General features: G+C 67.3%; 19 protein-coding genes. All 19 read right to left on the bottom strand.

Features of this window, described 5'->3' with window-relative positions:
- Positions 1-55: 55 nt before the first annotated feature.
- The 19 genes from CPBF1521_RS12255 to CPBF1521_RS12165 all read right to left on the bottom strand — a co-directional run bounded on the left by CPBF1521_RS12255 (position 56) and on the right by CPBF1521_RS12165 (position 21,842).
- The gene (locus tag CPBF1521_RS12255; protein WP_115677174.1) at positions 56-2,932 is read right to left on the bottom strand and encodes a diguanylate cyclase domain-containing protein; all 2,877 of its coding nucleotides are present in this window, start codon (positions 2,930-2,932) and stop codon (positions 56-58) included.
- Positions 2,933-3,125: 193 nt separating this feature from the next.
- Complete coding sequence (gene fliR, locus CPBF1521_RS12250) at positions 3,126-3,917, bottom strand: flagellar biosynthetic protein FliR (protein WP_053051291.1); 792 nt, start codon at positions 3,915-3,917, stop codon at positions 3,126-3,128.
- Positions 3,918-3,930: 13 nt separating this feature from the next.
- Positions 3,931-4,200, bottom strand: coding sequence for a flagellar biosynthetic protein FliQ (locus tag CPBF1521_RS12245; RefSeq protein ID WP_005917968.1), 270 nt, complete (start codon positions 4,198-4,200; stop codon positions 3,931-3,933).
- Between the two features lie 411 nt (positions 4,201-4,611).
- Positions 4,612-5,457 carry a flagellar type III secretion system pore protein FliP gene (gene fliP / locus CPBF1521_RS12240; RefSeq protein WP_039521458.1) on the bottom strand — a complete coding sequence of 282 codons (846 nt, stop codon included), beginning with the start codon at positions 5,455-5,457 and terminating at the stop codon, positions 4,612-4,614.
- A gap of 1 nt (position 5,458) precedes the next feature.
- Positions 5,459-5,866: a flagellar biosynthetic protein FliO gene (gene fliO, locus CPBF1521_RS12235; protein WP_115677173.1), complete on the bottom strand. Its 408-nt coding sequence runs from the start codon at positions 5,864-5,866 to the stop codon at positions 5,459-5,461.
- Positions 5,863-6,201, bottom strand: coding sequence for a flagellar motor switch protein FliN (fliN, locus tag CPBF1521_RS12230; protein ID WP_104582708.1), 339 nt, complete (start codon positions 6,199-6,201; stop codon positions 5,863-5,865). Before fliN ends, fliO begins: the two co-directional genes overlap by 4 nt.
- Positions 6,198-7,211, bottom strand: coding sequence for a flagellar motor switch protein FliM (gene fliM, locus CPBF1521_RS12225; protein ID WP_104582707.1), 1,014 nt, complete (start codon positions 7,209-7,211; stop codon positions 6,198-6,200). The genes fliN and fliM overlap by 4 nt, the downstream gene beginning before the upstream one ends.
- Positions 7,212-7,221: 10 nt before the next feature.
- Positions 7,222-7,770 (bottom strand): flagellar basal body-associated FliL family protein, encoded by a 549-nt coding sequence (locus CPBF1521_RS12220; protein WP_181901216.1) that lies wholly within the window; start codon positions 7,768-7,770, stop codon positions 7,222-7,224.
- A 165-nt stretch (positions 7,771-7,935) separates the two neighbouring features.
- Positions 7,936-9,216, bottom strand: coding sequence for a flagellar hook-length control protein FliK (locus CPBF1521_RS12215; protein WP_115677172.1), 1,281 nt, complete (start codon positions 9,214-9,216; stop codon positions 7,936-7,938).
- Positions 9,213-9,668 carry a flagellar export protein FliJ gene (fliJ, locus tag CPBF1521_RS12210; protein ID WP_104582704.1) on the bottom strand — a complete coding sequence of 152 codons (456 nt, stop codon included), beginning with the start codon at positions 9,666-9,668 and terminating at the stop codon, positions 9,213-9,215. The genes CPBF1521_RS12215 and fliJ overlap by 4 nt, the downstream gene beginning before the upstream one ends.
- A gap of 3 nt (positions 9,669-9,671) precedes the next feature.
- Entirely contained in the window at positions 9,672-11,054 is a 1,383-nt protein-coding gene (fliI, locus tag CPBF1521_RS12205) for a flagellar protein export ATPase FliI (RefSeq protein WP_104648693.1), read from the bottom strand.
- Positions 11,051-11,671 (bottom strand): FliH/SctL family protein, encoded by a 621-nt coding sequence (locus CPBF1521_RS12200; protein ID WP_104582702.1) that lies wholly within the window; start codon positions 11,669-11,671, stop codon positions 11,051-11,053. The genes fliI and CPBF1521_RS12200 overlap by 4 nt, the downstream gene beginning before the upstream one ends.
- The gene (fliG, locus tag CPBF1521_RS12195; RefSeq protein ID WP_016904678.1) at positions 11,668-12,657 is read right to left on the bottom strand and encodes a flagellar motor switch protein FliG; all 990 of its coding nucleotides are present in this window, start codon (positions 12,655-12,657) and stop codon (positions 11,668-11,670) included. Before fliG ends, CPBF1521_RS12200 begins: the two co-directional genes overlap by 4 nt.
- Positions 12,658-12,667: 10 nt before the next feature.
- Positions 12,668-14,398, bottom strand: a complete 1,731-nt coding sequence (fliF, locus tag CPBF1521_RS12190; protein WP_104582701.1) for a flagellar basal-body MS-ring/collar protein FliF — start codon at positions 14,396-14,398, stop codon at positions 12,668-12,670.
- 13 nt (positions 14,399-14,411) lie between these two features.
- Positions 14,412-14,783: a flagellar hook-basal body complex protein FliE gene (fliE, locus tag CPBF1521_RS12185; protein WP_006449786.1), complete on the bottom strand. Its 372-nt coding sequence runs from the start codon at positions 14,781-14,783 to the stop codon at positions 14,412-14,414.
- Positions 14,784-15,288: 505 nt separating this feature from the next.
- Positions 15,289-18,828, bottom strand: coding sequence for a glycosyltransferase (locus tag CPBF1521_RS12180; RefSeq protein WP_478212767.1), 3,540 nt, complete (start codon positions 18,826-18,828; stop codon positions 15,289-15,291).
- A gap of 182 nt (positions 18,829-19,010) precedes the next feature.
- Complete coding sequence (locus tag CPBF1521_RS12175; RefSeq protein WP_115677171.1) at positions 19,011-19,778, bottom strand: FkbM family methyltransferase; 768 nt, start codon at positions 19,776-19,778, stop codon at positions 19,011-19,013.
- Positions 19,775-20,638 (bottom strand): 3-deoxy-manno-octulosonate cytidylyltransferase, encoded by an 864-nt coding sequence (locus CPBF1521_RS12170; RefSeq protein ID WP_235858444.1) that lies wholly within the window; start codon positions 20,636-20,638, stop codon positions 19,775-19,777. Before CPBF1521_RS12170 ends, CPBF1521_RS12175 begins: the two co-directional genes overlap by 4 nt.
- Complete coding sequence (locus tag CPBF1521_RS12165) at positions 20,568-21,842, bottom strand: hypothetical protein (protein WP_115677169.1); 1,275 nt, start codon at positions 21,840-21,842, stop codon at positions 20,568-20,570. Before CPBF1521_RS12165 ends, CPBF1521_RS12170 begins: the two co-directional genes overlap by 71 nt.
- Between the last annotated feature and the right edge of the window lie 153 nt (positions 21,843-21,995).

Genomic DNA, 21,995 nt, shown 5'->3' with positions numbered 1-21,995 from the left:
CGGTTTGCAGATCCCAGCATTGGCACTGCTTTTCAGCTTGCGTGGCAATGCAGGTTCAGCCGTTGGCCGCCGCGTGGTAGGTCACCTGGTCGTAATCGATGCGGTTGCGTCCACTGCGCTTGGCGCGATAGAGCGCGGCGTCGGCCCGGGCCAGCAGTTGTTCCAGGGTTTCGCCCGGCTGGAACCAGGCCACGCCCACCGAACAGGTCACCGGCAAGACGCCGCCATCGATGGGGTAGTGGCCGCAGATGCCGTGATGCAGCGCCTGCAGGCGATGGCTGGCCTCGGCACCGAGCCCCGGCAGCAGCGCCAGCAATTCCTCGCCGCCGTAGCGGCCGATGCGGTCGTCGCCGCGCACCAGCGTATCCAGGCGCCGGCCGACCTCGGCCAGCACCGCATCCCCGGCCAGGTGGCCATGCAGGTCGTTGACCAGCTTGAAGTGGTCCAGGTCGATCAGCGCCACCGCCAGCGGCTGCGCGCTGGTATCGGCATGGGCCAGCATGCCGCGCAGCGCGTGCAGGATGCCGGCGCGGTTGAGCAGCCCGGTCAATTCGTCATGGGTGGCCTTGAGCGCGAGTTCGGCGCGCGCCGCTTCCAGCTCGCGCTTGTCCTGCTCCAGCTCGGCGGTGCGCTCGGCCACCAGCTGCTCCAGCTCGCGCTTGCGTCGCAGCAGCTTGCGCGTGCGCCAGCGCAGCAACGCAATCACCGCCGCAATGCCCAGCAGCACGTAGCCGGCCATTGCCGGGGCGCCGCGCCACCACGGTGGGCGCAGCACGAAAGGCAGCCGCGCCACCGGGCTGGCGCTGCGCTGGTAGGCGTCCAGCGCCTGTACTTCCAGCGTGTAGGCGCCGGGTGGCAGCAGGGGATAGGTGAGGTGGCTGAGCGAGGTCGTGGTCCAGCGCGCCTGGTGGCCCTCCACCCGGTAGCGGAAGCCGATGCGGTCCGGGCCGCCTTCGGCGCCGGGTGCGCTGATGTCCACATCCAGCGGCACCTGCGACCAATCGACCTGTGTCCCCGCAGTGATCGCCTGGTTGCCACGCCGCACGCGCAGGATGTCCGCGCGCAATGGCGGTGCGGCGAACACGCGCAACGGATCGATCAGATGGGTGGCGCCGCGACTGCTGCCGAGCCAGATGCTGCCATCCACGTCCTCGAAGAATGCATTGGCCGACATGTCGTCCCACAACAGGCCTTCGGTGCGCGTGGCCCGCGACCAGTGGCCGTTTTCCAGCATGTCCAGGCCCTGGCTGCTGCCCAGCCACAGCCGGCCCTTGCGGTCGTGGCGCAGGATGAACGGCATCACCCGCGCCACCAGCGGGTCGTCGACCGCGCGCAGCGCCAGCACGCCATCGGCCTGCAGGCGGCCATGCCACAGCCCGGTATCGCGCAGCGAGATCCACAGCTCGCCATCGGAGGCAAAATCGATCAGGAAGAAATCCTGGCTGGGCAGCGCGCCACGCACCTGCACGCGTTGCCAGGTGCCGTCCGCCCGCCGGTTGTACAGCCCCTCGCGGGTACTGGCCCAGAGCCGGCCCCGGGGATCGAGATCGACATCGCCTATGAACGCGGCCGGCACGCCCGCATCGCGGGTGGCCTGATACGGCGCGCCCGGCGGCATGTGATACAGGCCGCGCGGCGTGGTGATCCACAAGGTGCCGGTGGCGTCGAACAGCAGCTTGTTGATCGGCAGGCCCAGCTGCAGCACGTCGACGGTCCTGCCGCTGTGCGGATCGCGCCGCGCCAGTGCGCCGGACGAGCGCGCCACCCAGGCCGCGCCGTCTGCCGGCGAGAGCGCCATGGAGATCGACTGCAGCAGCGGCTGCCCGTCGTCCAGCGTCCAGGGTTGCATGCGCCCGCTGCGCGGATCCAGCATGTTGGAGCCGGCATCGCCGCCGACCAGCAGTTCCCCGCTGGGCAGGCGCTGGATCATCCAGGTCGGCGCTTCTGCCAGCCCCTGCTGCTCGTCCCAGTGCTCGATGTTGCCGTAGCCCAGCCAGCGCTGTACGCCCAGGCCACGGGTGCCGATCCATAGCTGGCCGGTGCTTTGCATCATCAGCGGGCCGACCATCGGGCTGATCGGCAGCCCCTGGTCATGGCCGAAATAGCGCCAGTGATCGCCTTCCCAGCGCACCAGGCCGCGATCTGAACGCGTCAGCAGGCGGCCCTGTGCGTCTTCGGACAGGGTGGTGGCCGCCGAGAGCGTGTCGAAGCTGGTGCCTGCCGGCGCCGCATGACTGCGGAATACGCGCTCGCCCGGCGCGCGCGCCAGCACCAGCCCACCGCCACGCAGCCACACGGTGCCCTGGTGGTCGCGGAAGATCGCCCGCCACTGCCGCTCCGGCACACCGTCGGCTTGCCCGAGCAGCTCGCTGCGCCCGTTCGCGTCGATCCGGCAGACGTGCTGTCCGCAGCTGGTCCATAGCGCCGTGCCATCGGCCAGCAGTGCCTTGCCGGCGGGCAGGGAGGTGCCATCGGCCAGCTGCAACGGCAGCGGGCGCACCGACCAGCCGCCCGCGTGCTCCGGCGACAGGCGCAGCAAGGCGTTCTCGCTGACCACCACCATGCCGTCGGCGTAGGCGGCCAGCACGTTGCCGCTGTCGGCGCGGATCGGTTTGCCGTCATGCAGGAGTTGCACGAATGCGCCGCCGTCGCGGACGAACACGCCGTTGGCACTGGCCACCCAGAGCCGTCCTGCCGCATCCAGCGCCAATGCGCGGATGTAGCGTGCATCCAGGCCGCTTTCCTGGCCGACCGGTATGAAGCTCTCGCGCTCGAAGCGGTGCAGGGCCAGCTCGGTGCCCACCCAGACCACGCCCTGGCGGTCTTCGAGCAGGCTATTGACGGTCATGCCCTGCAGGCCATCGGCCTGGGCGTAGTCGCGGAAGCTGTAGGTCTGTGCCTGGGCGTGCCCGCACACCACGATCCCCAGCATCCAGACGCAGGCCCGGGCCCACCAGTGGCCGCCTCGTGACGCAATCGGAGCGAACAGCGCAGACACGTTGGGCATCGGTTCCCGCGGGCGTTGGCGTGGGTGAGTGATGGCGACTGGCGGTGTCAATCGTCCTGTGGCGTTGACGGCTGGCCAGGGCGAAACTTGAGGCAGTTCACAGTTACGGATGTGCCCGCTAGGCGGTCAATTCCCTGGCGGCGTCGAAGGCGGTATCGAACATGCGCTGCACGGGCGGGGCGAATTCGCTGGCGAAGCTGGACAGCAGGAACAGCCCCAGCAACACCGTCAACGGCAGGCCCAGCTGCATCGGGTTCAACGCCGGCGCGGCCTTGGCCAGCGCACCGAAGGCCAGGTTGACCGCCAGCATCGCCACCATCATCGGCAATGCCAGGGTGAGCCCGCCGCGCAGGATCTGCAGGAACAGGGTGGGCGCCACCTCGGCGAATGCGGCGGCGTCGGGGATGGCGGTGCCGATCGGCAGGGCCTTGTAGCTGTCCACCAGCAGCGCGATCACCGCAAGATGGCCGTTGGCCGCGAAGAACAGCAAGCCGAATCCCAGGTAGAACCACTGCGCTATCACCCCGGAGGTCACCCCGCGCAGCGGGTCGGACATCTGCGCGAACGACAGGCCGGTGGACTGCGACACCAGCTCGCCGGCCATCGCGCCGGCCTCGAAGATCAGCTTGAGCATGAAGCCCATGCTGGCGCCGACCGCCAGCTCACGGGCGACGCTGAGCACCGCCTGCGCGGTGAATCCGTCCCAGTCCGGCACCGGCGGCAGCAGCGGCGCCAGCACCATCGACAAGGTGCCGGCCAGCATCACCCGTACCCGTCCCGGCACCGCGCGCGTGCCGATCAACGGCATCGCGGTCAGCAACGCACCGGTGCGCAGCATCGTCCACATGATCGCCCCGACCATCGCGAACGCGCGCTGGCCGTCGATCACCATCTGGGTGGCAGCATCCATCCGCGCTGGTCCGCTAGCCGATCAGATGCGGAATGCGCTGGAACAGCGCAATGGTGAACTCCACCAGATGCCCCAGCAGCATGCTGCCGGTGGCGAACAAGGTGGCCGTCAGCGCGACCGCCTTGGCTACGAAGGCGATGGTCGGTTCGTTCAACTGGGTGGCGGCCTGCACCACACCGATCACGACACCGACGACCAGCACCGCCAGCAACATCGGTCCGGCAATCCACAGGACGGTGACCAGGCCACCACGCAATTCGGTCAGGGCGATTTCAGGGCTCATGGGTGTGGTGATGCAAGTGGGGTGCCAAAGGATGGGATTGGGGATTGGGGATTGGGGAATCGGGAATCGGGAATCGGGAATCGGGAATCGGGAGTGTGAATAGGGGGAGGAGATTTGAGCTGGTGCGACGGGGTATGGGCTGACGAAGGTGCGGTCTGCAGAAGCTGGCCCCTCTCCAGCGGGAGAGGGGTTGGGGTGGGGGTACGAGGCGACGCCTCGCCACGCGTGTTGGGTGGCTCGGCTGGGGCATTGCTCAGCTGTGCGCTTCGGCCGCTGTTGGCTGCACTGGCTATCGCGGTCGTTGTTTGCTCTGCGGTTGCGTCGGCGTTTGCTGCTCGGCCTTGGGACTGCACACCGACGCCGGCAAACCGGGTGGACACGCCGGCGGGCGGCGCGTGTGCAACCGCGCGGCTACGACGCGTTGAAGCTCGCCGCCAACGTGCCGACCACCAGCACCCAACCGTCCACCAGGATGAACAGCAGGATCTTGAACGGTGCCGAGATCAGCATCGGTGACAGCATCATCATGCCCATCGACATCAGCACGCTGGCGACCACCAGATCGATGATCACGAACGGAATGAAGATCAGAAAGCCGATCTCGAACGCGGTCTTCAGCTCGCTGGTCACGAACGAGGCCACCAGCACCGGGAACGGCACCGCGTCCGGGCCGGCGTACTTGCCGTCGCCGGCCATGCCGGCGAAGGTCATCAGGTCGGTCTCGCGGATCTGCGCCAGCATGAAGGCGCGCAGCGGCTGGGTGGTCAGCGTCCAGGCAGTCTGGAAATCGATCTGGTTGTTGAGGTACGGCGACAGCCCGGCGCCCCACATCTTCTGCCACACCGGCATCATCACCAGCGCGGTCAGGAACATCGACAGCCCCAGCAGCACCTGATTGGACGGGGTCTGGCCGGTGCCCAGTGCCTGGCGCAGCAGGCCCAGCACGATGGTGATGCGGGTGAAGGCGGTCAGCACCAGCAGCATCGACGGCAGCAGGGTGATTGCCGTCATCAGCAGCAGGGTCTGCAGCGGCAGGCTCACCGGCTGGTCGCCGATGCGGCCGACGCTGACATTGGGCAACGACGGCAGCTGATTGGCACCGGCGGGCGCGGCCGCCGGCGCTGCGGCGGGAGCGGCGGCCTGGGCCATGGCCGGCAATGCGGCAGGCGTGGCCGCGGCCAGCAGCGGGCAGCTCATCACCAGCAGGATCAGCACCAGGCGGAGGCTGCGCCCCCAGCGATTCCAACGACTCAACATGTCACGGGTCCTTGCGCAGCTTCTGTGCCAGCAGCTGGGCGAAATTGGGAAGTTGCTTGAAGTTGGGCAGGGTGGGGGCGGGCGCGGGCGGCAGCGGTTCGGACAGGGTGTGCAAGGTGTTGATGCCGCCGGCGGTGATGCCGAGCAACAACTGCTGGCCGTTGACCTCCACCACCACCACGCGTTCCTTGGCACCCACCGCCAGGCTGGTCACCAACCGCAGGCCCTCGGTATTGCGGAAACCGCTGCCGGGCATGCGCTTGAGCAACCAGCCCAGGCCGACGATCAGCGCGAGCACCAGCAGCAATGCAAAGACCGCGCCAAACAGGCTGGGCGAGGACGGCGCCTGCGCGCCGACCTGGGTGGCCTTGGCCGCGACCGGCGCGGCAGCGGCCAGCAGGCCGATCACCGCAGCCTCCGGATCCGTTCGCTGGGGCTGACCACGTCGGTCAGGCGGATGCCGAAGCGGTCGTTGATGACCACCACTTCGCCATGCGCGATCAGGGTGCCGTTGACGTACACGTCCAGCGGTTCGCCGGCGCCGCGCTCCAGCTCCACCACCGAGCCCTGGTTGAGCTGCAGCAGGTTGCGGATCGGGATGCGCGCGCGGCCCACTTCCAGCGACAGCGTCACCGGCACGTCCAGGATGACGTCCAGGTTGAGGTCGGTGGCGTTCTGGTCGTGCTCGGCCTGCAGGCTGTCGAAGGTGGCGGGCGCGGCGTCGAGGGTGTCGGAGTTGATCATTTGCTGGAGTCCTGGGAGGGAACGGCGCGTGGGGCTTGCACGCCGGGCGGGCGTACGGCGGTGATCTTGACGGCGTTATTGCCATTGGAAACGCCGAATTCGCCGGTGAACAACGGGATGTCTTCCACGCACAGCGGCACCTGTGCGGGCAGGTCGATCGGCAGGATGTCGCCGACCTTCAGGCCGGTGAGCTGGCGCAGGCTCATGCGCTTGCTGGCCAGCACGCTGGACAGGGTCACCTCGGCGGTGTCCAGTTGCTCGCGCAGCATCACGTTCCAGGAGTCATCGCGGTCGTTGCGGTCGCTCTGGATGCCGGCATCGAGCAGTTCGCGGATCGGCTCCAGCATCGAATACGGCAGGGTGATGTGGATCTCGCCGCCGCCGCCTTCCAGTTCGACATGGAAACGGCACACCACCACGTACTCGCGCGGGGTGACGATGTTGGCGAAATGCGGGTTGATCTCCGAGTTGATGTACTCGAAGTCCACTTCCATCACCGGCGCCCAGGCTTCCTTCAGGTCGGCGAAGGTCTGCTTGAGCATCAGCTGCACCACGCGCATCTCGGTGGCGGTGAATTCACGGCCTTCGATACGGGTGTGGTAACGGCCGTCGCCGCCGAAGAAGTTGTCCACCACGGTGAACACCAGCGTGGGTTCGAACACGATCAGGCCGGTGCCGCGCAGCGGCTTGAAGCGGATCAGGTTGAGGTTGGTGGGCACATACAGCGAGTGCATGTACTCGTTGAACTTGACCAGGTCGATGCCGCGCACCGACAGGTCGGCAGAGCGCCGGATCAGGTTGAACAGGCCGATGCGCCACAGCCGCGCGAAGCGCTCGTTGACCATCTCCAGGGTCGGCATGCGGCCACGGATGATGCGGTCCTGGCTGGACAGGTCGTACTGGCGCGCCTCGCCGGGCAGCGGCTCCGGCTCGGTGTTGACCGCACCCGAATCCACGCCATGCAGCAGGGCATCGATTTCGTCCTGGGAAAGCAGATCGCTGACGCTCATGGGGCAGGCCTTACTGGGTGACGAAACTGGTGAACAGCAGTTCTTCGACGCACTTCTTGCCGGTCTCGCCGGTCATGACCTTCTGCGCTTCGGCCAGGGCCGCCTTCTGCAGCTTCTGCTTGCCGACCTGGTCGGCCACATCGGCGGCCTTGACCTGCGACAGCAGCATCAGCAGATGCGCGCGGATGGCCGGGGCGTTTTCGGTGATCAGCTTGAGGTCTTCCGGGTCGCGGGTGACCAGCTGCACTTCGACCTGCAGGTACTGCGGGCCGTCGCCGGGGTCGGCCAGGTTGACCACGATCGCCGGGTCCATCGGGAAGTACTGCGCCGGCTTGGGCACCTCGGCCACCTTGGGCGCGTCGTGCTTGCCGCCTTTCTCCTCGCCCTTGTGGCCGAAGAAGAACCAGGCGCCGCCGCCGGCCGCGGCCAGCACCACGACCCCGACGGCGATCAGCAGAAGTTTCTTGCCGCCCTTCTTCTTGTCGCCCTTGTCGTCTTTGTCTTCGGTCTTCTTGGGTTTTTCAGCGGCTGCCACAGTCTGCTCCAGGGGAATGCTCACCCAATGGATGCAATTGGCATGCCAATGGCGCGACGGTTTCCTGGCGCACGTGCAGGTTCAACGACAAAACCCCCGCAAGCCTTGCGCTGCGAGGGTCTGCGGACGGTGCCGGCGCTTGCCGATACGCGGTTTTCGGCCGCGCCGGGACGTTCCCGGCGCGCGGGCTCAGGCGTAGGCGTCCAGCAATCCACGCTGGCGCAGCACCACCGACGGAATTCCGACGGGCGGGCTGTCGTCCAGGCTGAGGCCGTTGCCGTCGCTGCCGCCACCGTTGCGGTTGCCGGACTGGCTCTGCTGTTGCTGGCCGACATCGGCCTGGCCGAGCTGGAAGCCGTTCTGCCCGAGCATTTCGCGCAGGCGCGGCAGGCTCTGCTCCAGCGCCTGGCGCACGTCGGCATTGGCGGAGCTGAAGCTGGCATTGACCTTGTCGCCGTCCAGGTGCAGCCGCACCTCGACCGGGCCCATCTCGTTCGGGGTCACCTTGATATGCGCATGGCCGATTTTCTGGTCGGCCAGCCAGCTCATGCGCGCGCCGATGGCGTCGTCGAAGCTGTCGCTGCCCATGTCCGGGGTCGGGGTTGGCGAGGCGCTGAACACCGGCGCCGGGTCCTGCAGGCGGCCGAGCGCGGTCGCGGTGGTGGTCGGCAGCACGAACGCCGGGGCGTCCGGCGCGGCCGGGCCGGCGCTGTCGTCGGCGCCCGGCTCCAGGGCCTTGGACGCCATCCCCATCAGCGCGGCCGTCTGGGCGTCGCCGCTCAAGGCGGTGACGGACGTGGGCTTGGCGCCCGCGGCGGCAGCCGGTGCCAGCGCGCCCAACGCGGGCAGGGCGGTGCCGGCGGTCGTGGGTGCAGCGGATGCGGCTGCATCGGTCGGCAGCGCGGTTGCGGTCGGCGTGGTGCCGGCGGCAGCGGTCACGCCGGCCGCCAGTGCCGCGGCCGCGGCGGCGAGTACATCGCCACCGGGCAGTGCCTGCGTCAGCAGGCCCATACCGAAGCCGCCCAGGCCCGGCGGTGGCCAGCCGGTGTCGGTGGCGGTGGCTGCGTCGGCCGGCGCGTCTTCGTCGTTGGTTGTGGTCTTGCCGGTCTTGGCGGAGCCGGCGGCGCTGCTGCCGTCGGCGGCAGCCGGTTCCTTGGCGCCGGCCTTGGCGGCCTTGGCATCGCCATCCTGCGCGCGCGGGCGTGCGGTGGCATCGCCGGGCGCATCGTCGCCGTGGTCGTCGTCGCTGCGCTGCCTGTCGGGCTGGCTGGGCTTGGGCGCGGCCTGCTTGGCCGGCACGCGCTCGGGCGCCTGCGGCGGGGCCTGGTTCGGCGTGTTGGCCGGGTTGAGCATGCGCGCGAACTGGTCCTGGCCGGCGTCTGGCTCGGACGAGGGATCGCTGTAGCTGGATTTCTTACCGGTGCTAGCGAGGGCGCCGAGGCCGGCTGCAAAGGCGGACAAGGGATTCATGCGGATTCTCCGTGGGTATCTTCGCTGCGGGCCAGGCGCGAACGACGCGCGCCGAGGTCGTCCATCTCACGCTGGTCGCGGCGTTCGATCACCTTGTTCTCCTGTGCGCGGTAGCTGGCGGCCAGCTGTTCCAGCACCTGCTTCTCGCGGCTGGCCAGCAGCAGCCGGGTGCGCTCGGCTTCCACCTTGTTGCGGTTGTTTTCCACCGTCTGCGCCTGCTGCAGCACCGCGCTGTCGAGCCGGTCCAGGAAGGCGCGGCGGTTGCTCAGCGCAGCGGCACTGGTACCGGCCATGTGGCTGTTGGCGTATTCCTCGGCGTAGCGGCGCAGCTCTTCCAGGCGCGACTGGTGGGTGTCCAGGGCGCGCTGACGCTCGGCCAGGTCGCGCGCCACCTTGTCTTCCTGTTCCTGGGCGCGGCGCAGCAGCGGGTCGATCCGTTTGGATTGCATCATGGATTAGTTCTCGGGTTCGACCAGCCGCTGCAACGCGGATAGGCTGTCGGGCAGGTCGGCGGCCCGGTGGACGTCCTGGCCGAGGAATTCGACGATCTCCGGCCAGCGCGCCAATGCTTCGTCGGTGGCCGGATCGCTGCCGCGCTGGTAGGCACCAATGGCGATCAGGTCGCGGTTGGCGGTGTAGGCCGACAGCAGCCGCTTGAGCTTGCGGATGCGCAGGCGCCAGGTGTCGTCGGCGATGTCCTGCACCACACGGCTGACCGATGATTCGACGTCGATGGCCGGGTACAGGCCGCTGTCGGCAACCCGGCGCGAGAGCAGGATGTGGCCGTCGAGAATGGCGCGCGCGGCGTCGGCGATCGGGTCCTGCGGGTCGTCGCCTTCGGTCAGCACGGTGTAGAAGGCGGTGATCGAGCCGCGCCCCTTGGCGCCGTTGCCGGCCCGTTCGACCAGCGCCGGCAATTTGGCGAACACCGACGGCGGGTAGCCGCGGGTGGTCGGCGGCTCGCCGACCGACAGGCCGATCTCGCGCTGCGCCTGGGCGAAACGGGTCAGCGAGTCCATCAGCAGCAGCACGTTCAGGCCCTGGTCGCGGAACCATTCGGCAATGGCGGTGGCGCGGTAGGCGCCATGCAGGCGCGCCAACGGCGGGCGGTCGGCCGGGGCGGCCACGACCACGGCGCGGCGCAGGCCTTCTTCGCCCAGGGTGGTTTCGACGAAGTCGCGCACTTCGCGGCCACGTTCGCCGATCAGCCCGACCACGATCACGTCGGCCGAGGTGAAGCGGGTCATCATGCCCAGCAGTGTCGATTTACCGACACCGGAGCCGGCGAACAGGCCGACACGCTGGCCACGGCCGATCGGCAGTAGCGCGTTGATCGCGCGTACGCCGACATCCAGCGAGGTGGTGATCGGCTCGCGCGCCAGCGGGTTGATCGACACGCCGGCCATGCTGACGCTGCCTTCGCCGCGGATCGGGCCCTTGCCGTCCAGCGGGGTGCCGTCGCTGTCGATGACGCGGCCGAGCAGGCCTTCGCCCACTTCCACGCCGCCGCGGCGCCGCGAGGGCACCACGCGGGCGTTCGGCAGCAGGCCATGCAGTTCGGCGCTGGGCATCAGGTAGGTGCGTTCGCCGGCGAAGCCGACCACTTCGGCATCGACCCAGCCGCCGTCGACCTCGACCTTGCAGGTGGCGCCCATCGGCGCCTCGCAGCCGGTGGCTTCCAGGGTCAGGCCGACCGCGCGACGCAGGATGCCTTCGCGGATCAGGGTGCGCCCGGCCGTGGGTTCCAGCCCGAGGCCGCCCAGGCGGGTGGCCAGGCGCAGGTTGCGCGCGTCCAGCCAGTCGGCCGGGGCCGGGGTGGTGCCCAACAGGTCGCTCACAGGCCCGCTCCGGATTTGCGCATGACCGTCTCCAGCGCGGCCCGCAGGCGCGCGTCCAGTGTTCCGTCCACGCGCACGCTTTCGGCGTGCACGCGCAGGTCGCCGCGGCTCAGGCTCAGGTCCGGGGCCACGCGGGTGGTGCTGCTGGGCGCCAGATGCGGCAGCAGCGCGGTGATGTCGTCCGGGTGCAGGCGCACTTCCACCTCGCGGCCGGCCCCGCCGACTGCGTCGATGGCCTCGTGCACCAGCTCGGCCAGCAGCTGCGGGTCGGCCTGATAGGCACGCCCGACCAGCGAACCGGCGATGCGCACGGCCAGCTCGCCGAGCGCGCCGACCACTTCGTTCTCCAGCCGCGCCAGCGGGCGGGTGAAGTTGTCCAGGATGCCGTCGATCTGCGCGGTCAGGCGGCGCACCTCCGACTGGCCCTGGGCAAAGCCGTCGGCATGTCCACGCGCAAAGCCTTCCTGCTGGGCGGCGTCTTCGATGGCCTGGATCTCTTCCAGGGTCGGCGGACGCAGCACCGGCTCGTACACCGCTGGTTCGTCGAATTCCGGCTCCGGCGGGGCCGGCTCCAGGTGCAGGTCGGGGGCCAGCCAGCGGGTGACGATGTCGGTCATACCATCGCCTCCGCACCGGCGCCGCCCAGGCTGATGGCGCCTTCGTCAGCCAGGCGGCGGACGATGGTGAGGATTTCCTTCTGCGCCGCTTCCACGTCGGCCAGGCGCACCGGGCCGCGCGCTTCCATGTCCTCGAGCAGGATCTCGGCCGCGCGCTGGGACATGTTGCGGGTGATCTTCTCGCGCACCTTGACGTCGGCGCCGCGCAGGGCCAGCCCCAGGCGCTCGCCGGAGACTTCGCGCAGCAGCGTCTGCAGGCCGCGGTCGTCCAGGTCCACCAGGTTGTCGAACACGAACATCAGGTCCTGGATCTTGCCGGCCAGGTCGGCGTCGATCTTGCCGATCTCGCCCAGCACGCCCTGGTCGGCGCCGGTGTCCAGGAAGTTGAGGATGTTGGCGGCCACCTTGATGCCGCCCACGTTGGACGACTTGAGGTTCTGGTTGCCGGAAAACTGGCGCTCCATGATGTCGTTGAGCTCGCTCAGCGCATTGGGCGGGATGCCGTCCAGGGTGGCGATGCGCAGCAGCACGTCGGCGCGGGTGCGCTCGGGCAGCAGCTTCAGGGCCTCGGCGGCCTGGTCGCTGTCCAGATGCGCCATGACGATGGCGATGATCTGCGGGTGCTCGTTGCGCACCAGGTCGGCCACCGCGCGCGGGTCCATCCACTTCAGGGTGTCCAGGCCGGTGGTGTTGCGGCCGAGCAGGATGCGGTCGATCAGGCCACCGGCCTTGTCGGCGCCCAGCGCCTGGATCAGCACGTTGCGGATGTAGTCGTCGGCGCCCACGCCCAGCGAGGTCTTGCCGGCCAGTTCGCCGTTGAACTCGTCCATGACCTTCTCGACCTGGTCGCGCGAGATGCCGGTCATGGTGGCCATGGCGATGCCGATCTTCTGCACCTCCTTGGGGTCCATGTGCTTGAGCACTTCGGCGGCGTCGCTTTCCCCGAGCGACAGCAGCAGCACGGCGGCGCGCTGTACGCCGGTCATCGGTGGTGTATCAGGCTTCACTGGCGACCCATCCCTTCACGACTTGTGCGACACGTTTTGAATCGGCTTTGACTGCTTCGCGTGCGAGGCGCATGCGTTCTTCGTAGGCGTCCGGCAGCGCGATCGGGGTCTTGCGGTCCTGACCGAGCTGGGCGGTGTCCTCTTCCAGGCGCGGCATCAAGTCGTCATCGTCGACCATCCGCACGTCGGCGCTCTGCGGAGTGCCATCGTTGCCGCCCTTGGCCTGCTTTTCCTTGATCGCGGTCACGCCGGTGAGCTGGCGCAGGGTGGGGCGCACCACGCCGAATAGCAGCGCCAGCACCACCACCGCACCGACCAGCAGGCGCAGACCGTTCTGCACGCGCGGGTCTTCCCACCACTTCGGACCTTCCTCGCCAGCGACCGCTTCGCGCACGAACGGGGCGTTCATCACCGACACCGTGTCGCCACGGGCCGCGTCGAAGCCGACCGCCTGCTTGACCAGGCCCTCGATGCGGGTGAGCTCGGCGGCCGTCAGCGGCTGCTCGACCATCTTGCCCTTGGCACCGGGACGCGGGACGTTGTCCAGCAGCACCGCCACCGACACCCGCTTGATGCGGCCGGCCGGCTGGCGGGTGTGTTGCAAGGTCCGGTCCAATTCGTAATTGCGGGTGGCGCTCTTGGAACTTTCAGTCGGCGCGGCCGCTGCGGCGGCCTGGCCATTGGCAGCGGCCGGGGTGCCCGGTGCGCCGGCAGTGGCGTTTGCAGCTGGCGCCGGCGGCTGGCCGGGGCTGTTGCTGGTGGCGCCCGGCGGGCCCTGCGGGCCGGTGGCGCTGGTGCTGGTGTCGCTGACCTGCTCGCTGCGCAGCTTGGCCGGCTCGCCGTTGTAGAGCTCGCGGGCTTCCTCGACCACCGAGAAGTCCATGTCAACGCTGACTTCCGGGTTGACCCGGCCCGGGCCGGTCATCGGCTCGAGCAGCTCGCGGATACGCTGGTTGTAGGAGCTTTCCTGGCGACGCACCTGTTCGAACTGGGCGGCGTGCTGGGCGGCGTCGCTGTTGGGATCTGCGATGGAGAGCATGCGGCCGCTCTGGTCGACCACGGTGACGCGCTCGGGGGTCATGTCCGGGATGCTGGAGGCGACCAGGTTGACGATGGCGTCGACCTGGTTGCGTTCCAGGCCCTGGCCGCCGCGCAGCTCCAGCACCACCGAGGCGCTGGCCACGTCACGCTGGCGGGTGAAGGCGCTGGGCTTGGGAATGGCCAGGTGCACGCGGGCTTCGCGCACCGGGCGCAGGGTGCCGATGGTGCGCGACAACTCGGTTTCCAGGGCGTGCTGGTAGCGGGCGTTTTCGACGAACTGGCTGACGCCGAAGCCCGGGTCCTTTTCCATCAGCTCGAAGCCGCCGCCGGTTTCCTTGCCGGTCAGGCCGGAGCCGGCCAGCTTCAGGCGGGCGTCGTACAGACGGTCCTGCGGCACCGAGATGGCGCCGGTGTCCTGGTCGATCTTGAACGGGATCTGCGCGGTGCGCAGCAGGTCGGCCGCCTCGGCATTGCCCTTGTCGTCCAGGCCGGTGTACAGCGACTGGTAACCGGGTTTCTGCGACCAGAAGAACACCGCCAGACCGGCCGCCACCGCCACGGCGATCATCGCCATCATGGTCAGCTTGCGGGTGATCTGCAGGCTGCGGACACGGTCGAACCATTGCCCCGCCTTTTCGGCGTTCTGGTTCATGTTTTCTTTGGTGATCGCGAGTGCCATGTGTCGTCAACCCTTACAGCGGCATGTTCATGACGTCCTGATAAGCCTGGACGAGACGGTTGCGGACTTCCACGGTGGCGCGGAAGGCCACCTGGGACTGCTGGGAGGCGACCATGACCCGTGCCAGATCGGCACTGGGGTCGCCCATTTCGAAGGCCTTGGCCAACGCACCGGACTTCTGCTGGGCCTCGTTCACGCCGCCGATGGCGCCGCGCAAGGTCTCGCTGAAGCTCGGGGCCTGGGTGGCCGGTGTTCCCTGCGTGCCGGCCAGCCCCTGGATCTGGTTGCCGCGCGCCGCATCGCCCACCGCACCCATCGGGCCTTGGCCCATCTGCGTCTGGTAGCTGCGGATCTGCGAGAGGATGGAGGTAACGGAGTCGCTCATGGGTGCGGTCAGCCAGGGAGGCATCCACACCAATGCAAGCGGCGTGCCGAAACTGCGCCGGGATTCCGGCGCGGGACGTTCCTGGGGCGCCTGTCACGAGCACGTCGCAGCGATTCCGGCCCCCATCCGCCCTTCGGGCACCTTCCCCCGCACGCGGGGGAAGGGAGCCGATGGTGGTCAGCTGCAGTGCACCGACAGATCACGCGCAGCCAAGGTTTTCCCTTCCCCCGTCACGCGCAGCCAATGCTTTCCCTTCTCCCGCGGGCGGGAGAAGGTGGCGCGTAGCGCCGGATGAGGGCGGCACTGTCAATTGCCACGCCGCTGCATGCATGGCAACGCGCGGACTGGCGTGTGGTCGCATGCCCCATCCGCCCTTCGGGCACCTTCCCCCGCACGCGGGGAAAGGGAGCCGGCAGGCGACCAGCGGCAGGGCGACCGAGAGGTTACGCGCAGCCAGGCATCCGTTCTACCGCAAGCGGGAAAACGCTGAAGCGGCGTGCCCGCGCTAGTCGGGCAACCAGGCCGCCCGCCAGGTGTCCAGGTTGCTGCCGCGCAACATCCAGTCGCGGCGCACCACGTTACGCAATGCCGCGCCTTTTGCCGCCGAAGCGGCCGGGTCGGCAAGATGCTCACGGATCGCGCCGATCCAGTCGCGGTAGCGGTTCTTCACCAGGGTCACCGGCAGGCCGCCCTGGTAGCAGCGCACGTCGCTGGCGATCACCGGGTAGCCGCAGGCGCCGTACTCCAGCAGGCGCAGATTGCTCTTGCACTCGTTGAACAGGTTTTGTTCCACCGGCGCCAGCGCCAGGTCCAGATCCAGCGCCGCCAGTGCGGCCGGGTAGTGGTCGATCGGCACGCCGGGCTGGAACTGATGAATGTGCTGGCGCAGCGCGAACGGGTACATCCCCATGAACACCCATTCGACCTCGTCGGCCAGCTCGCGCACCACATCGGCGATCAGTTCCAGGTCGCCGGTGTGGCTGGCGCCGCCGGCCCAGCCGATGCGCGGCTTGCCGCCCTGGCGTTCCTTACGGTCGGACCGCGCGGGCAGGTGTTCCCACCAATGCGGCGGCAGGCGGTTCTCGGCCACGCGGATGTCGCTGTGCAACCCGACGAATGCCTCGGCCAGCGCCTGGGTGGACACCACGAAGCGGTCCACCATGCCCAGCCCACGCCGCACTGTCTTGAGAATGTCCTTGGGCATGTGCTCGCGATGCGCATTCTTCAGGGGCAGGTTGGGCAGATAGTCGTCCAGCTCATAAACCTTGAATGCGCGCGACAGCGCCTGCATCCGCCGCATCGCTTCCAGTCGCGGCTCGCCGACCTGGCGTTGCAGGATCACCACGTCGGGATCCTGACGCGCCAGCTCGCTGATCTCCAGATAGCCGTTGAACAGCACGCCTTCGACCATGCCGGCCTCGCGCAGGGCGCGCAGCGGCTGGATCACCCGATAGTGGCCGCAGCCTTCGACATCGGCGGGCAGCGCGATCATCGTCGGCAGCGGTCGCCACGACTGCAATGGCCGCCAACTGGCGCGCGGGTCGGCCAGCTGGAAGCCGGCGCCGGGATCCAGCGAGAAGCCCGGGTTGTAGGCCGGGTCGTTGGCCATCACCGGTAGCCAGCGCGCATACATCGCTTCTTCGTCGAGTGCGGTGGCGGGCGTTGTGTCGGGAGGATCGATCAGCAGCTGCGCGCGCGCGGCGTAGACATTGAGATAGCCGGCCTGCTGCAGGCGCAGGCACAAATCGACATCGCTCCATTGCGCCAGCGCCGGCTCCTGCGCAAAGCCGCCGGCGTCCAGGAACAGCTGGCGCGGCAGCATCAGGCATTCGCCACTGAGCGCGCTGTAGTTCTGATCCAGCTGCAGGCGTTGCAGATAGCCGGAGTCGTCGAACGCGGCACCTTCGAACGCGCGTGCTGCCGGTGCCCCCAGGCCCAGCAGCAAGCCGGCGTGATGCACGGTGCCGTCACCGCGCAGCAGCTTGCCGGCCACCGCGCCGACCTCCGGGCGCAGCGCGTGGTTGAGCAGCTGCGCCAGCCAATCGGACTTGATCGCCGCGGCGCCCGCTGCCAGCCACAACAGCAGCTCCCCACGCGCCTGCCCGGCCGCGGCATTGCAGGCCGCCTCGCGCGAGGGCGCACCGTCGAAGCGCAGCACGCGGATCTGCTGCAGGCCAAGGTTGTCGATGCCCGCCAGCCAGTCGCGCAGGGCCGGCTCGGCGCTGTCGCCGCGATCCAGCAACAGCAGCTCGTAATGCGGGTAGCCGGTATTGGCGAGCACGCTTTCCAGGCAGCGTTGCAGCTGCGGTAGGCGTCCATCCACCAGCACCAGAATGCTGACCAGCGGCTGCTGTGCATGGCGGTAATCCACCGCGTGCCGGCCGGGGCCGTTGCTGTCCACCACCGCGTCCACGTATCCGCGCGCGGCAAGATGGCGGCTGATGGCGCGCTGCTGGTCTTCGTCGCCATGCCGCGTGCTGGCCGATGCCACCAGCAAGGGTTCGGCGATGTGCTGGATGCAGGCCAGGCCGTAGCGCTCGACCAGCCCCAGCTGGTAATCCAGTTCGAAGGCGTCGCCCGCTCCAGCCGGAAAACCGCCATCGGCAACCAGCGTGGGATGCCGGAACAGCCAGTGCCGCGACATCGTCGACGGCGCACTCAGCAACATGTCCAGATATAGCGCCGGCCGCATCGCCAGCCCCAGCTGGCCGTCGTCCAACGCGACCACTTCATCGGCGTAGATGGCCTGACAGGTGTCCGGCAGCGCAAGCATCTCCAGCGCCACGACTAGCAGGCCGCTGGCGGTGAACAGGCTGCCGGCCTCGACCAGCAGTACCCAGTCGATGGACTGTTGTGCGGCGATGGTCCGGTTGAGCGTGGACACCAGCCCGTCCGGGCCGACCAGCACACCGCGCTCGCCGTGCTCGGCGGCCTGCTGCGGGGAGCTGCTGAGCACCCAGGTCTGCTGATTCGGATAACACGCCACCGCTGCCAGGCTGGCCTGGGTTGCGGCCACCGCCGCCGCGTCGCCAGTGTCGTCGATCAGCATCACTGCGATCCGCGGGCCGCCCGCATGCGCCTGCAAACGCGCATCGATCAAGGCGCGCTGGACCATGCTCGGATGCCGCACACCCAACCAGGTGGCCGGCGACACGCGCTCGGCCATTCCTGCGCTCTGCATCAACGCGTTGACCAGATCCACCGACTTGAACACGCGTGCCTTGTGCGGGCTGAGCGGGGCGACGCGCACCTGGCGGTTGTCGCCGCTCTCGCGCCGCCAGCCCAACTGGCGGATGCCCTGGCGCAGGTCTTCGTGGCCCTGGTCGCCGACCCCGACCTGATCGCGGCCGGCCTGACTGAACTGCACGCTGGACACGCGAAAATGCGTGAGCGGGCTGGACAGCAAGGCCAGGTTGCCGTGACGCAGCAGCTTGACGTAGATCGCCAGGTCGCCCACCCAGTGGATGGCCTTGCCGTTCAACATCATCAGCTCATTGCCCAGCGCCACCAGGTCGGCGCGCCGTGCAAGCACGCAACTCGGCTCGCCGATGAAGTTGATGGCATGGTCGGCCAGGAACGACACCAGCTCCGGCCCGTCGATCAGCACATCGTCGGTAAACGGGAAGCTGGTGGCCAGGATGTCCGGCAACGGCGCACCGTCATCGTCGATCCGCAGCCGGCGCGAGGATGCCAGCGCGGTGCCGGGGTTGCGTTCCATCGCCGACACCAATTGCGCAATGCAGTCCGGCTGCAGCACGTCGTCGTCATGCAGGAACTTGACGTACTCGCCTTGCGCCAGGCCGATGCCCTTGATGGTGCTGCCGAGTTCGCCCAGTCGCGCCGGGTTGCGGTGGTAGCGGATCGGGAAGGGAGCGCTCGCCAGGCGCGGCGCCAGCACAGCCTCAATCGCGCCATCGCCATTGTCGTCGCAGATCACCAGCTCCAACGCCGTGTAGGTCTGCGCCAGCACGCTGTCCAGCGCCTGCGCGACATAGCGCGGCTTGTAGGCCGGCATGACGATGCTCACCAGGGCGTTGGGCGTCATCGGCGATCGATTGGCTTGAACAGTCACAGGTGGATCCAAGGCGCGGAACGGGGGAGGGCGGAGCGCCCCATCGTGCGCCAGTAGATAGCGCACCTGGGTGGGGTTCAACCTGGCCGGTCATGCAATAAGCGTGCCGTCGGTGGTGCGGTGGCAACCTGACCGGCAGCGGCACGCAGTCGCCCTTAGGGCTGAGGACGATCTCGCGGTTGTGCTGAGTCTTTGCGATACACCACCTCGATCCAATCGGTACGCAAGCTCTTTGGGTTCTTCGACAGTTTGGCGATGTCCCACAACGAAAAGCCGGCCGCCTGCATCAGGTTGACCACGTCGACGAAGCTGTTGGTCTTGCCGTAGAAATCGTAAAGGCCGATCTCGATCACTGCGCAGTCGGTGTGCTGCAGGATCGCAGTTGCACCCTCCAGCACCTGTCGCTCGAACCCCTGCACATCGATCTTGAGAATATGTACCTGGGCGATCCCCAGCAAGACGCAGGCATTGTCGAGGGTGGTCTTGCTGACCACAATTTCCTCGTTCGTCGCCTGCCGCGCATAGCCGAGCGAGTCGGTGGAATCCGCGTTGATCGGCAGCAACCCGCCCAGGTGCGAGATACTCTGCCGGTAGTAATGACCGACTTCTTCCTTCTCGCCCAATGCAACGCACATGGTGGTCGTGCCGAACTGTGCAGCCACTTTTTCCAGCTCGGCAAAATTCTGCGGATCTGGCTCGAACGAATACATCTGGCAATCCGGATAGATCGACTTGAAGTGCTGGATCGACTCGCCGCGATGCGCACCCACGTCCAGCACCACCGGCGCGTCGGTCTTCAGAAACTGGTCGAAGAAGCGACGTGGCGAATACGCCTGGGCATGCGCCTGGTTTCTGAGATCGGATGTGCCGCAGATGGGCGAATGCATGCCGGGCTGCGTGTCGGACGTCTCATCCTGGCTCATGGCGCGTTCTGCTCGCCGAGCTGCATCATGCGCAGTGCCGCTTCCACCCGCACTACATCAGCCGGCGTATCCACCGCGATCGACTGGTTGCTCATCTGCACCATGCGCACTTCGAAGCCCAGTTCGAGAAAGCGCAGGATCTCGATATCCTCGATTTCTTCCAGGGGCGTCTTGCAAGACACCGATGCAAACGCCTGCAATGCCTGCCTGGGAAACGCATAGGCGCAGACCTGCCGCCAGGCGTGCCGGAACTCGCCTTGCTTGGTGACCGGGATTGCCGCGCGCGACATGTACAGCAAACGCCCATCCGGGCGAACGACCACTTTGGGCACGCTCGGATTACGGAACTCGTCGATGTTGGCGACCGGGCAGTAACCGTTGATCACATCACCCGGCGCTGCTGTCGCAGCGTCTATCAGCAGGCGTAGGTCTTGTGGATTGAATAGCGGATCGTCACCCTGCACATTGATGTAGGTGTCCACGTCGAGCTGTTGTGCAACTTCGGCAACGCGATCGGTGCCGGTCAGGCAGGCACTGGATGTCAGCAAGGTGCGGATGCCGGCCTGCTCGCAGGTACGTTGAATCACATCGCAGTCGGTGGCGACCAGAATCTGCCCGGCCGGCGCCGCCTTGGCGCACTGCTGATAGGTGCGCACGATCATGGGCACACCGCCCAGCTCGATCAACGGTTTTCCGGGCAGGCGCGAAGAGTCGCGGCGCGCGGGGATGATGATGGCGTAAGTCATAGAAGCCTCCTGGCAACCGATGGCGTTGAGTGGCGAGGGCGGCTCAGCCAACTCTACCTTGCCAAAAATCGGTGGAGTTGAGCTCCAGCCGGCTGACTGCCTCGGCAGCCTCAAGTACCGCATCGGTGTCAGTGAACAGCCGGTTCCACAAGTCCGTCGAGAAACCGTAGCTATTGTCGCGCGCTACATTGAACAACGACACGAGCTTCAATGACGTCCAGCTCATCTGTGGCTCCAATGCCAGCAGACGGGACTTTGCAAAACGGTAGCTATCGACCAGGGTCTCGGCCGGGAATCCGAGCTGGCGTGCGTAGCTCTTCCACAACGACGATTCGAAGGCGTATTGGCTCAGCTGTTGAAAATGCCGATCGGGTGCAAGTTCGTTCATTGGAGAAAACTCGTCGTCCGCATAATTCGCCGGTCGCGGATCCTCTGGCATCGACCACAATGCCAGCATGTCCTGCGTCCTGCCAAGCATGGCTTTCTCGGTGAAAAGGAACGGGATGTTTCGAAACCCTGCTCCCAAAGAAATTGCGATTTTTCCTTGATTGCGTTTACCTCTGAAATGGACATTGATGGCGTCGTGCGTTGAGCCGGTCAGCACGTTGTCGCTACGGCAACGCACCGCAAACGCGATGCCTTGCTCGGCCAGATGCTCCACGCCCAGACGTGCGGAACGCAGCACCGCATTGCGGTAGTGCAGGCCCAGGTTGTCCGGCTGAGGCACCAGAATCAGCTTGTCCAGCCAGGGCCTGCAGCGGTCCAGCAGCGCACTTGGTTGGTGGTCCCAGGTCACCATGCACTGGTACGCCCAAGGGAAACGCAAACGATTCCAGGCCAGCACCAGGGGCGTAAAGTCGAACGCTAGCCCCTGCACGAAGATGCCGGTATCCGGCTTGGTCAGTTGTCGGGACAGTTGCAGCTCGGGCAACAAGCGCGAGAAATCCTGCAATTCCTGCAACAGTGCAACGCTGCCCTGGCCGTATTCGACGGCACGTACCGTGCGGAAACGGCCATGTGCCTTTGCAATCTGGTTCATCACCTCTGCGGCGTGATTGGAGAAGATGACGATCAGCACATCGTCGACCGATTCCTCCTCCAGTGCCGAAGGTGGTCTGACCGGCAGGCCATGGACAGTTGTGCCCTGATTCTCCGGCCGCGGGCAGATGGTGTACTGCAAGTTCAACTGCTGGGCGATGGCTGGATAGAAATCACGGAAAAACTGTCCTGCCCCCCAGCCGATCAACTTGGTGTTGCGCAGATTCAGTCCTGGATATTTGATCGTGGCTCGCTCGATCGAGCCGACTGCTAACGCCATGACAGGGCTTCCTTATGTACTTTGCTGGTCTTATCAGTGTCATTGAATTCGGAGATGCTGTTGTTCTTCGTCGAGCAGCATCGCGCCGATTGCGATTGCGATCATCCAGCGCCATGTCACGATCGAGTCGGCGACATGGCGCTGGGCGCCTGA

The organism is Xanthomonas euroxanthea (assembly GCF_900476395.1).
GTDB classification, from domain to species: Bacteria; Pseudomonadota; Gammaproteobacteria; order Xanthomonadales; family Xanthomonadaceae; genus Xanthomonas; species Xanthomonas euroxanthea.
Note: the sequence above shows the minus strand (reverse complement) of the source record. Positions and strands in the feature narration are given on the sequence as shown.